The organism is Patescibacteria group bacterium, from assembly GCA_018819405.1.
Lineage (GTDB): Bacteria > Patescibacteriota > Patescibacteriia > UBA1558 > GWA2-36-10 > XYD1-37-29.
Genome location: JAHJQF010000001.1, coordinates 164782 through 177808 on the forward strand (window position 1 = coordinate 164782; position 13027 = coordinate 177808).

General features: G+C 35.4%; 11 protein-coding genes. 2 read left to right on the forward strand and 9 right to left on the reverse strand.

The genetic code is table 11. From position 1 onward, the window contains the following. Positions 1-3 precede the first annotated feature (3 nt). A complete protein-coding gene (locus KKH39_00800) occupies positions 4-2937 on the reverse strand; it encodes a PBP1A family penicillin-binding protein (GenBank protein ID MBU1202572.1) in 2934 nt (977 codons plus the stop codon). A 330-nt stretch (positions 2938-3267) separates the two neighbouring features. On the opposite strand from KKH39_00800, the gene KKH39_00805 reads away from it, so the two are divergent. Together KKH39_00805 and KKH39_00810 are read left to right on the forward strand one after the other, a co-directional pair. Continuing rightward, entirely contained in the window at positions 3268-4464 is a 1197-nt protein-coding gene (locus KKH39_00805; GenBank protein ID MBU1202573.1) for a tyrosine--tRNA ligase, read from the forward strand. A gap of 30 nt (positions 4465-4494) precedes the next feature. Continuing rightward, positions 4495-4845, forward strand: a complete 351-nt coding sequence (locus KKH39_00810; protein ID MBU1202574.1) for a hypothetical protein — start codon at positions 4495-4497, stop codon at positions 4843-4845. 91 nt (positions 4846-4936) lie between these two features. Here KKH39_00810 and galT read toward each other — a convergent pair whose 3' ends face one another. Genes galT through KKH39_00850 form a run of 8 tightly spaced genes read right to left on the reverse strand, consistent with a single transcriptional unit; the run spans position 4937 to position 12935 of the window. Then, complete coding sequence (galT, locus tag KKH39_00815; GenBank protein MBU1202575.1) at positions 4937-5878, reverse strand: galactose-1-phosphate uridylyltransferase; 942 nt, start codon at positions 5876-5878, stop codon at positions 4937-4939. Positions 5879-5902: 24 nt separating this feature from the next. Beyond that, positions 5903-7366 (reverse strand): glycogen synthase, encoded by a 1464-nt coding sequence (locus tag KKH39_00820; protein MBU1202576.1) that lies wholly within the window; start codon positions 7364-7366, stop codon positions 5903-5905. 2 nt (positions 7367-7368) lie between these two features. Next, positions 7369-7947 (reverse strand): hypothetical protein, encoded by a 579-nt coding sequence (locus KKH39_00825; GenBank protein MBU1202577.1) that lies wholly within the window; start codon positions 7945-7947, stop codon positions 7369-7371. Continuing rightward, a complete protein-coding gene (locus tag KKH39_00830) occupies positions 7940-9022 on the reverse strand; it encodes an aminoglycoside phosphotransferase family protein (GenBank protein MBU1202578.1) in 1083 nt (360 codons plus the stop codon). Before KKH39_00830 ends, KKH39_00825 begins: the two co-directional genes overlap by 8 nt. 20 nt (positions 9023-9042) lie before the next feature. Then, the gene (locus tag KKH39_00835; GenBank protein MBU1202579.1) at positions 9043-10218 is read right to left on the reverse strand and encodes a polysaccharide deacetylase family protein; all 1176 of its coding nucleotides are present in this window, start codon (positions 10216-10218) and stop codon (positions 9043-9045) included. Between the two features lie 34 nt (positions 10219-10252). Continuing rightward, complete coding sequence (locus KKH39_00840; protein MBU1202580.1) at positions 10253-11737, reverse strand: glycogen synthase; 1485 nt, start codon at positions 11735-11737, stop codon at positions 10253-10255. Beyond that, complete coding sequence (gene ruvC / locus KKH39_00845) at positions 11737-12231, reverse strand: crossover junction endodeoxyribonuclease RuvC (GenBank protein ID MBU1202581.1); 495 nt, start codon at positions 12229-12231, stop codon at positions 11737-11739. The genes KKH39_00840 and ruvC overlap by 1 nt, the downstream gene beginning before the upstream one ends. Continuing rightward, complete coding sequence (locus KKH39_00850; protein ID MBU1202582.1) at positions 12231-12935, reverse strand: YebC/PmpR family DNA-binding transcriptional regulator; 705 nt, start codon at positions 12933-12935, stop codon at positions 12231-12233. The genes ruvC and KKH39_00850 overlap by 1 nt, the downstream gene beginning before the upstream one ends. Positions 12936-13027 lie beyond the last annotated feature (92 nt).

Consider the following 13027-nt stretch of genomic DNA (forward strand, 5'->3'; position numbering starts at 1 on the left):
GTATTATTCTTCCAGATTAACTATTATACCAGGCGTGGTAATCAATCTGTCTGAAAGATCTTTGACCACCATAAACAATTTGTATATTCCTGGACCAAGATCTTTATCCCAAACAACTGACAAATTATTTTGATAAGGATTTTCAATATAGGTAAACCAATGAGATTGATTTTCCGGATCAAGATAATAAAAATCTATTTTCTTTACTTGAGTTGGTTGATCAATATTTAATTCCAAAGTATAGGGAGCATTAGATAGTTTGAGATTAGCCCCATTAGCTGGTGAAATCCAAACTAAATTAAATTGTCTATCAGCGGCATCCAGATTGATGTCTATATTCATAGAAGTTTCTTTGAAATTATCCAGATCATCAAAAGCAATGGCTTTTAGAGCATGCTGTCCGTTGCTAACAAAAGGATTAACTTGATAATTAAGATTATATGGGGAATCATAAACTTTGCCGACTAGATTGTCATCCAAGAAAAATTCAACTCTGGAGATGCCACGAGGTGCATCAGCATCTACCTGCATATTAAATACAGCCTCATTGATATTTTGATTTTGGCTTGGGCTAACCCAAGAAATTGACGGTCTAAGCTCTGGCCTATGAATATCATCATATACTGTAGGGGCTCTTTCTGACTCAAAGCCCTGCTCTTCTGCCCAAGCCAGAATAGGACCCTCCCATAGATTGAACTGAGGCTCGTTGTTTGGATCGTCAAGCGGGTCGCCCAAGGGATCATTTATATTTACATAATATAAAATACTATGAGTTTCTAAAAAATTCTTTTTTTCTCTGGTGGTATATGGCGTATATTCAGTGGCTAATTTACCACTCATGTTATCAATCTCTACTGGTTCTGCCCCAGACAGCTTACCGCAGACCATTGGTTTGGAGCAGCTATTAAGTTCTTGTTTTTTAAAATCTTTTACCTCCATACCAGCTGTGACTTCACGCATAAATTTGTTCCAAATTGGCGCAGCTACCACCGAACCGCTGGCTCCCTGTTTCATCTCAGTATTATTATTGTTGCCCACCCAAACACCCGTGGCAATCTGAGGAGTAAATCCAATAGTCCAAGCATCACGATAATCATTGGTAGTACCAGTCTTAGCGGCCACTGATCTATCAGGCAAAGTCAGATAATTACTCTCACCAAATACATAAGCTCTAGCAGCATTATCAGATAAAATATCATTGAGCATTCTGACATATTCTTTATCAATCACCCTGCGTCCTTTTTCTTCTCCGTTTTCTTCTATAATCTTGCCCTTGGAATCTTTTATTTCCAAAACTGCTATGGTATTTTTATAAACTCCTTCTCTGGCAAAAGTGGCATAACCATTGGTATGCTCCAGTAGTTTTACTTCAGCTCCTCCCAACACCAAAGATAAACCATAACGATCAGGATCGGTCAAAGTAGTATAGCCAAAATCAGCTGCTAAATCTGTTACATTTCTGACCCCGGCTAAATATAAAGCCTTTACTGCCGGGATATTAAGAGACCCCGCCAAGGCTTGTTTGATACTTACCGGGCCATGTTGTACCTGATCATAGTTACGCGGTTCATATTTGTCCCCTGAAGAGGCAAAATTGGTCAAAACATCATAAAGTATAGTATCAGGCCTATACCCCTTTTCAAAAGCTTTTAGATAAACTAAAGGTTTGAGCGAACTACCAGGCTGTCTATCTGAAACGACCACATTTACCTGACCATCTATCTCATCATCAAAATAGTTTTTGGAGCCTACCATAGCCAATATTTGAGCACTCTCTGTATCAAGAGAAACTAAGGCCGCATTGGAAGCATTATAATTTTCGCTGTTTCTAGGAGCAATTTCATTTATAGCTGCCTCCGCTTTTTGTTGGGCTGACCAATCAAGTGAAGTCTTTATCTCCCAGCCGCTTTGTTGCACCAAAGAGGCTCCATATTTTTGTTCCAAAAGTTCACGCACATACATCACAAAATGTGGTGCTTTTATTTGCTCAGCTCTTTTCTTAAATACTAATCCCTGGTTTTTGGCAGCCTCAGCCTCATCTTTTGTAATGTAACCCTGATCGACCATCAAATCCAAAATATATTGCTGACGACCAGTCAATAAATCACGATTATTTCCATAGGGTGAATAAAGAGTTGGCGCTTGTGGTAAAGCTGCTAGTATTGCCGCCTCAGCCAAAGTCAACTCTTGAACATGTTTATCAAAATAATATTGTGAAGCGGCTTCTACTCCATAAACTGCGCCGCCATAGGGTATTTCATTAAAATAAAATTCTAATATTTGGTCTTTGCTGAATTTTTGTTCAAGTCTATATGACAAAATCCATTCTTTTATTTTTCTGGATATTTTTCTTTCGTCCGTTAGGATGGCATTTTTGACAAACTGTTGGGTGAGAGTAGATCCTCCCTGAGAACGTCTGCCTTGTAAGCGAGGGACAATTTGTCCTCGTATAATGCCCCAAACAGAAATACCTTGGTGGTCATAAAAATTTTTGTCCTCCATGGCAATGGTGGCATTTTTGACATAGTCTGGAATCTCAGTAATAGATACCTGAGTTCTATTTTCAGCGCCATGTACTTCATAAAGTAAAACCTCGCCGGTCCTGTCATATATTTTAGTTGACAGTGCTACCGAACGATCAAGTAGCTTGCCCGGTTCTGGTAAATCTCGTGAGTACCAAGCCACCATTCCAATAAATACAATGCCTCCTAGGAAAATCAGACCCAGTATATGAGGCCAAAACCTCTTAAATAGCTTCCTAATCCAGCCTGAGCCATTAGATTTTTTAGGACCAGAACCCTTTTTATACAAAAAACGCCCAGAAAAAACCTTTTTTTTGGCTTTTATACCATCAGTTATAGGCTTGTGAGCAAACTGAGGGATATTGTCACCAATCTTTTTTTTGGTGAAATTTGACTGAAAATGTGGTATTGGCATATCCCGTTAGAAATTTAAATAATTTTTTAATCTATTTTTTATATATTTTTTACCCATTCCTGATTTTATAAATAACACTTGACCAGAGCTATTCTTCTTTATTCTAGCATTAATATCATTACTAAGACCAGTATACCATTTTTTATCTACTAGACTAGACCATATATTGTTTGACTTTATTTCTAACGGGACATAGTATTTCAATTATAGCAAAAATAAGCTATAATTTGAATACAAACCCCACACCTTTTTAGAGTTTAATACTCGTATAAAGTATATAATAAATCAAAAAAGGTGCTGGGTGAAAGTATTAAAAATGAGAGTAAAAGTATGTCTAAGATTAATACAGATACAGAAAAAATTCAAGAGCTATTGACCCGTGGGGTTGAGGAAGTGATTGATAAAAACAATTTAGAAAAAAAATTAAGGTCGGGCAAAATGCTCCGCGTTAAACTTGGTATTGATCCCACTAGCCCAAATTTGCATCTTGGCCGCGCTATACCATTACTCAAACTAAGAGATTTCCAAGAACTGGGGCATAAAATAGTTTTTATTATTGGTGACTTCACTGGTGTCATTGGTGATACCTCCGATAAAGAAAGCGAAAGACCAATGCTGGACGAAAAAACCATCCAGCAAAATATGAAAAATTATGTCAATCAAGTAAAAAAAATACTAGACATCAAAAAATGCGAAATCCGCTACAACAGCCAGTGGCTGAAAAAATTAAACTACCACAATATCGGTCAGCAAGCTGACATCTTTTCTCTCAATGAATTCATCTCCCGAGAAAACATTGCCAAAAGATTAAAAGCCGGCAAACGCATTTCTTTGCGCGAACTTCTTTATCCTCTAATGCAGGGCTATGATTCGGTAGCTATTAAAGCTGATGTGGAAATAGGCGGCACTGACCAAAGATTCAATCTTTTGGCTGGTAGAGAATTGCAAAGACACTACCAACAAATTCCCCAAGATATCATCACCAATCCCCTAATCGCTGGTTTGGACGGTCGCAAAATGAGCTCCAGCTGGGGCAATACCATAAACCTCTTGGACAATGCCAAAGATATGTACGGCAAAATCATGTCTTTGCGTGATGATTTAATTATTCAATATTTTACGCTATCCACTCGCCTGCCAATGGCTACTATTGATAAATACCAAAAAGAATTGACTGAGGGGAAAAATCCCCGCGACTATAAAATACAATTGGCCAAAGAAATTGTCGCCTTTTATCATTCCAGCTCAGAAGCGGAAAAAGCCAGTCAGGAATTTATTAAAATTTTTAGCAAAAAAGAAAAGCCAAGCGATATAGAAGAGTTTGCTATAAGCGCCAGCAAAATCAATCCGGCTGATTTGCTACTGCAAATGAAACTAACCAATTCCAAAAGCGATGCCAGGCGCCTGATAGATGGTGGTGGCTTGAAACTAAATGACCAAAAAATAATTTCCTGGAAAAACGATATTACCATAAAATCCGGAGATATAATTCAGGCCGGCAAAAGGAAATTCGGAAAAGTAAAATAAAAAAGTAATTTTAATATTAACTACATATTGATGACACTATTTAAAAAAAGAGCCGCTTGGCGCATTGGGCCATTCTGGTTTTTTTGGATAAATATGGGATACCTTTTTGGAAAAATTGAAATTTTAGAAGATAAAATAAAAATTATCATTCCTTTTAAAACCTACGAAATTAAAAAACAAAATATACTGGCAATAGAGCAAGTAAAAAGTATCAAAGAAAAAGGATTGTATTATCGCCAATTTGGTTACCCTATGTTTAGAGTGCAACACAATGACCCGAGATACAAAAATATCAAATTTTTCTTTTCCCTCGGCGGTAAAAAAAATACTCAAAAATCACTACTAATGGCCTTAAAAAAAGCAAAAATAAAATATACATAAAAATACAAAAAAAATGAAAAATGGGACAAGAAATAATACTCTTGCCCCACTTTGTTTTTTAGGGACCTCTTTCCCTTAAAAGGTTATACTACTATTTCAAATCTTTTCTATAAAACTCAGCAGCGTCATCAGGATCTATTGGATTGATGATAAGTCCAGATCCAATCTCCACTCCGGCCCAGACTGAACCGCGCGGTACTATTTTCATATAAAGATGTTGGTCATTGTCATTGATGACCTGATGAAAATAAAAATTATAAGGCAAATCAAGCTGACCAATTTTTATTAAAATATGTTTTAGGATTTTGGCAAATGAATTTCTCTCATCCTTTGTAAGCTCTGTGATATTGTCCCGATGAGCCAGAGGCATAATCCAAACTTCATAATTGAACATGGAGGCATACGGGGTAAAGGCTACTACATTTTTATCTCTATAAATAAGCCGCGGCCCTTTTGATTCTTTATGTATTACATCACAGTATACGCAGTGTCCGTGCTGAAGTTTATAAGCCTGCTGACGCTGACTTTTATCAAAAATATGTGGTGGTAAAAACTGAGTAGCAAATATCTGGCTATGAGAGTGCTGCAAACTAGCCCCAGCCACGCCACCATTATTTTTAAAAATCAAAATATATTCTATTTTTTTATCTTTGGAAATGGCTTTGGTCCTAGCCGCATAAGCTTCCAAAAGATCCGCTATCTGACTTACTGATAAATCCTCCAACTCTAGAGTATGATCAGATGTTTCTATCACTACTTCCTGATGACCGTAAGCTTTGGGGTTGTCTGTAGAGACTGCTGGATAAATATTTTTTATAATATTTATAGCCCAATCCTCTTTTCCGCCTTTGCGATATAAGCTCTTTACATCCTTTAGATTTGACGGACAAAAAATACAACTTGCTTCCAATTTTTTCTTGTGTTCACCTGGACGGACAGTATCATGTGGTCTTTTACCACGCTTGGGAGCAATAATTACATACTTTTCTTGGATATAGTCTTTCCTTATTTCTGGTTTGGTCATTTTTGACATAATTATATTGAATTTATTGAAATATTATTTTAACTTTTTATAAAGGCTTAGATATTTTTTGGCTGACATGTCCCAAGAAAAATCTTGTTTCATGCCATAAGTTATCATCTTTTTCATTTTAGCCTGATTCTGCCAAATACGCAAAGAAATTTCTATAGCTTTGGCAGCTTCTGTTGGATTATATTTTTTAAAAACAATACCTGACTTATTATTTATCACAGTGTCTTTGAGACCGCCCGTAGCCCTGACAATAGGCACGGTACCATATCTCATAGCTATCATCTGCCCCAAACCGCAAGGCTCAAAACGAGACGGCATTAAGAAAAAATCTGAACCGGCATATATCTTTTGAGCCAAGGGGAGTGAAAAACTAATATTACTACTTACTTTTTCCGGATATTTTTTGGCCAGTTTTTTAAAAGCGTTTTCTATTTTGGGATGACCAGTGCCAAGCACTACTACTTGGAAGTCGTATTTTTTTAGATTTTTTTCCAAAGCTGGCACCAAAATATCAATGCCTTTTTGGCTAACCAAACGAGACACCAATCCCAAAACTGGTGTATCCTTAATTGGTAATTTTAGCTTCTTTTGCAAATCCTTTTTATTTATTTGCTTGGCTGAAACAAAATTTTGCAGATTGTATTTCTTCTTCAAATTTTTGTCACGACTAGGATCAAACAATTTGGTATCAATCCCATTTAATATACCAAAAAGGTGTTTTTGACGCCGGCCGAGGTATTCTTCAAGACCTTCACCATATTCTTTAGAAAGAATTTCTTTAGCATAGGTAGGACTGACAGTACTTATATAATCAGCCGATAAAATACCCACTTTCATTGAGTCAATTTTTTGGCCATCTTTATCCAAATAATCCTCCATCAAAGCCGGAGTTAAGTGGGCATTTAAACCAGCGTAATCCAATATATCAAAACCGGTAATACCCTGATGAGCTAGATTGTGAATAGTCAGGATACTTTTTATATTTTCAAAGTCTTTGTCACTCAAAGAATACTCATCTATAAAAGTCGGGGCCAAGGCCGTATGCCAATCATGAGCATGGATAATATCCGGTTTCCATTTCATGACTTTTATAGTTTCAATCACCGCCTTAGAAAAGAAAGCAAAGCGTTCTACGTCGCCCACTTTTTTCTTGGCACTTTGCTTGCTATCAATATAAACTTGTTTGGCATCAAAAATCCTATTTTTAATCAAATAAACAGGTACTTTGGAACCAGGTAAAAGACATTTATATAAATCGAACTTGTGCTCACGTTCGTTTATTTTGAGAGCAATATCCTTTTTATATAACTTAATATTATATTTTCTTTTATTTATCAAACCATAAAAAGGTAAAAATGTTTTTACATCCACTGAAAGCTTAACTAACGCCTGTGGCAATGAACCAACCACATCAGCCAATCCTCCTACTTTTACAAATGGCGCCATTTCGGCGGCCATAAAAATAACTTGCATTTTATTTTTTGGCATTTTTATTTTTCTTTTAAAAATTTTAGTATTTTCTCCGTCAATTTATCATCAGGTAAGACTGAAGCATTTACAATCAGGTATTCCAATCGGCTTTTTTTGATTATTTCCATATAAGCCTGCTGTTGCCTAATATAATCTATTGGCTTTTGAGCAATTTTATTATAATGAGGATAAAGATTAAGTCTGTCGGTCAATCTCTTTTTTATCAAATCTTGATCTTCATCAAAAGTAACTAAAACAATCTTGGCCTTTATATTTTCTAATCTTTTTTCAATATCTGAAAAATCAAAATCCTGATTATTATATATTTTTTGATAGACCGCTTCTGTCAGATGGAATTTTTCTACCATTACATTGGTATTATTTATTTCTTCCAAAAGCTCTAGGTACTTAAGTATAACACTTTTACCAAAACGGGTACCATACAATCCGACATCACAATTAAACCAATGACAACCATCTAATATTTTACCGCCACTGTTATACTTTGGCTCCAAAAAATTGTAAACCCGGCTCATCAGATAGCTTTTGCCGGCCAATTCTGGTCCCTCAAATATTATATTATGTTTTGGTTTATCCATGGTGATACAAATTAATATTTCTATTGTTTTCTCTGGCCAGCTTCAAATGATTTATTGAATCCTCCAACAAATCATCAATCGGATTTTCAATATCTTTCATATAAAAAAGAAATACCGCCGTACGAAGAGCCGTCCAACTCTGATATAGATTGATACGATTTATAAATTGTATATCAATCTGCTCAAAATCCTGCTCAAAATAACTTTCTACAAAATATTTTTTATATTCATTCATTTCCTTACGGGACAAAAAATTATGCCCCATAAAATCCAGCTGCTGCAAAAAAGTACCCAAGTCCATCATTGGATCTCCCAAAGCAATATCAGTAAAATCTATCATCTCCAAATCCTTGGCCTCTAAACTCTTTATCACTACATTTTCTGGGTGGTAATCTCCATAAATAATTGTCTTTTTTATGGTTTTATCATAGGCTTTTTTTGTTTTGGCCATATCCTTTACCAGCTTATCAACCAGCTTGCCCTGACGCTTGTCAGTCAATAAAAAATCGCCCACAAAATGATTTGGTGATGGTACCATGTCATAAATATCAAAAATCGGCCATTTAAAATTTGCCTTAAATTCTGTCTGGTGGAGTTTTTTAGCCCAACCAGCAATGAGTTTGAGCGAATGAGATAAATCAGCTTTAGGATTTTCAGTAAAAAAATAAAAAAAACTTCTACCTGGTGATGACTCATAAAAAAATGCTTTTTGTTCTGACAAGAAAAACAAAGGTTTAGTCACTCGAAATTGGCCTTTATCAAACCCATGCTTGTACAAAGCCTTTGTTTTTTGGTAGGCTCCTTTTCTAGATCCGTCAGAATGCGCTGAGGCGAAAATATCTAAATTTTTCGTTTTGCCATGTTTATCCAAATATTTTATTTTGAACTCTACCACAAAAACTGCGCTAGTTACCCCCAGATGTCTTTTATAAGGATCTGAACTGATACTCAACATTGTTTTGAAATCAGGATAATATTTTGGTAAGTGCTGCCTAAATATTCCTTCGACAAAATCATGATCCACTAATCTGGCAATTTTTGCCTTGGATTTTTCTGATAATGCTCTTCTTTTCATATCTTTACTACTCTAAAGTATTATTTATGATACTTACGCCAGTGATCCAGCCAAGTATTCTTTTTTATATCAATATAAATTTTTTCTGCCCGTATCTTTTCCTGATAACTAGCCTTAGATAGGGATCTGACAGCCTTAATAAGCTCCTCTGATCCATTGTCTATCATATCTGGGTTCCAGGTCAGTGGAGAAAAATCAGACGGTCTCTGAGCTGATGCCCACCAAAAAGTACAAGATGATTGTCCTCTGTCTAAATGTCTTCTGGCCCAATTCCAATTTTTGTCTTTTTTATATTTATTTACCAGCTCAGTAGCCAAATCAACCAGACTCCACAATGACTTATGTATTTTATTTTTTGGACTATTCCACAAAGCATAAGGATTTTTCTTTTTCAACTCCTCCTCACTACTCTCCCAAGAGCCCGCTCTGAGCTCTATCCTTTTCTTTTCTTTTAATTTTTTTAAATACTGACCAACGGTTTCTACTCTCAAATTTTTGTTGGCCATTATTTTTTCAATATGTCCCTGCCAATCCTGATGAAAGTGCCCATATATTTCTCCATCTGTACCCGTAATAATAGTGCCTTTTTCTAGATTATTTAATTTATGAAAAATTATTTCAGCTGGGTAGCTTTTTGATATTTGCCTATCTCTAAAAACAACCTTTAAGCCTGTCTTATGATGTATATAAAGAAAATTATTATCTACTTTAGCTTTGTAGCAAATCGGATCCAAAATAATCCACTCAAATCCTTGTTTTTTTACTACTTTAGCCACCGTATCAGAGTAAGCCATTTCTGGCATATAAAAACCTTTAATCTTTTTTTTATCAAAATACTGAGAAAGTATTTGTTTGTTCAGTTCAATCTGTCTTCTTATTTCTTTTTCTGACAACATTGGCAAAAGAGCATGATATTTTGAACTACCAGTCAGCTCAATTTGATTATTTTTTACCAAAGCTTGCAGACGTTTTAAAATATCAGGATGGGCGTCTTCCAACTGCTCCACCAAATTACCAGAAATATTCAAACTAGCTTTGAATTTTGAATATTTTTCAAACAAAGAAAGCAAATACTCATAGCTTTCATTAGACACTTGCTCTAAAATACCTTTATCTTGCCAGGGTGGTTGATAAATATGGAGAAAATTTACCCAATTTATTTTACCCGGCAACTTTTTATTATTAATTTTATTCATAAATCCACTTCCCAACACCAAGAAGGCGTTGGATTTATTTGATATTTTTTTTCTTAAATTTTATTGCTTCTTTGTACAAATCCTCATAACGTCTAGCCGGCAAGTCCCAAGAAAAAGATGGTTTCATACCACGACAGACCAAATCTCGCCAGACTTTTTTGTACTTGTATGTTTCAAGAGCTCTAGTGATTGCCACCAAAAACTCATTGGCATTATAATTTTTGAAAGTAAAACCATTGCCAGTATTTGTCTCTGGTTCAAAATTATCCACTGTATCACTCAAACCGCCCGTAGACCTGACAATCGGCACACAACCATAACGAAAGCTCTTCATCTGATTAATACCGCATGGCTCATGATGAGATGGCAAAAGAAGCATGTCTGCTCCAGCGTAAACCTGTGTCTCGTATTTTTGATTCTTTTCATGAGAGGGAATTACAGCCAGCTTTTCCGGATATTTTTTGGCTACTTTTTTAAGCTCTTTGATAAAATCCTTATCGCCACTACCAATTACCACTAGTTGCATATCAAAATGCATCAACTGAGGTATTATTTTTATCAATAAATCAAAACCTTTTTGAAAAGCTACGCGTGAAGTAGTACACAGTAAAGGGATCTCTTCATTAATTGGCAACTTAAAAAGCTTTTGGACAAATTTTTTATTTTCTTTCTTTCTTTTTATATTGCGATGATCATAATTTTTAAAAATACTCTTGTCGTTTTTTGGATTGAATTCTTTATTATCAATGCCATTTACCACACCATATAGCTTGTGCTTTCGGTTGGTGAGAATCCTATGCAAATCTTGGCCAAAATTTTTATTTAATATTTCTTCTGCATAAGTTTCTGAAACCGTATTGATGACATCGGCGCTTAATATACCTCTTTTGGCAAAATTTATGTATTCAATATCAGGGTCATTAAACAAAGGCAAGGCTCCCTTGCCGTTATCTTTATGCTTTAGTGGTACTTCCCACCAATTCATACCAAGCTGAAATACCAAATTATGAATAGTATAGACTGTAGCGGCATTGACCAAAGTCTGACTTTTTTTGAATCTAGTATTTTTTAAAAGTGGGATCAGTCCTGTCTGCCAATCATGACAATGTATAATATCTGCTTTGAATTTTAAAAGAGAAATAAGCTTGAGGGCTGCAACTTGGAAAAGATAAAAACGAGTATTTTCATGATTGGATCCATAGACAGTGCTACGTCTGGAAAAATATTTGTCATTCCTGACAAAATAAACTTTCAAACCGGGCAAAAGCTCAGTACGATAATAGCTAACCTTTAGTTCATTTTCTTTATCAATATAAAGATTGACATCATTATATATTTTTTCCAGTTTATACTTTTCTCTATCTATTATCTTTTTATAAAATGGGGTAATTATAATAACATCATGACCCAAACGAAAAAGTGATTTGGGCAGTGACCTAGCAACATCGGCCAATCCACCTGTCTTGGAATATGGATCAACTTCTGAAGCAATTGATACAATTTTTAAGCTTTTAGACATTAGGCTAATTTTTTATTAAAAAATGAAGCGCAGATAGCAATAGCCAAAGCATCGGCAGCATCATCGGAACGCGGTACTGCACTTAAGCTTAAAATAGTTTTGACCATCAACCCTACTTGCTGTTTGCTGGCACTGCCATTTGAGCAAACGGCTTGTTTTACCTGCAAAGGGGTAAACTCCAATATTTCTCTTTTATTTTGATAAATAGCCAACATCAATACTCCTCTGGCCTGGCCAACATCTAACGCTGTCTTGGCATTTTTGGCAAAATATAATTTTTCTACGGCTATTATATCCGGCTTATACTTTTTTATTAATTTTGAGACTTCTTTATAAATATCATCCAAGCGTTCAGGTAATTTTTTTCTTTTATCTGTCTGGATGCTACCCGTAGTCAAAAATTTTAGCTGATTGCCATTTTTTGAAATCACCCCAAATCCCGTATCAGCAATTCCTGGATCAAGCCCTAAAATAATTTTTTCAACCTGAGCCATTAGATACTTGCGTTAGTATAAATATTGTTTACATCATCATCATCGTCTAAATCATCAAATAACTTGATGAGTTTTTCATCGTCTTCTGGGTCTATTTTTTCTTTGGCTAGATATACCATGTCTGACGACTGTATTGTAAAAAAATTCGTCTGGAGTTTATTTTTGACATTTTCCAAATCATCAATGGGACAAATAACCTTTACTTTATCCTCTACCACAATATCTTCTGCACCAGCTTCTATCACCTTGAGTTCTTCTTCCTCGCTCAACTTTTCTTTATCCAAAATTATTTCCCCTTTTATCTCAAACATCCATTGGACACTACCACTGCTACCCAAATTACCTCCGTGTTTGGATAAAATGTGCTTTATATTTGATACAGTCCTATTTTTATTGTCAGTTAATACTTCTATTATCAAGGCTACTCCTCCTGGTCCAAAACCTTCATACAACAAACTCTCAATCTGGGCACCCTCACCATCACCGCTGCCTTTTTTGACCGCTCTTTCTATATTTTCTTTTGGCATAGAATAAGCCTTGGCCTTATCAATGGCCATCCTTAGCTTAAAATTGCTGTCTGGGTCAGCACCAGCTCTAGCCGCTACGCTAATATTTTTGGAAAGCTTAGTAAAAAGATTACTCCTTTTGGCATCCTTAGTCTCCTTAGCTCTCTTAGTTGTCGCCCACTTGCTGTGTCCACTCATAAAAAATAAAAATTAGCCCTTTTTCTTGTATTATCTTACCAATTTTAAAGTAAAAAATCAATGGTAAATAACACAGACAAATTAAGTCATTT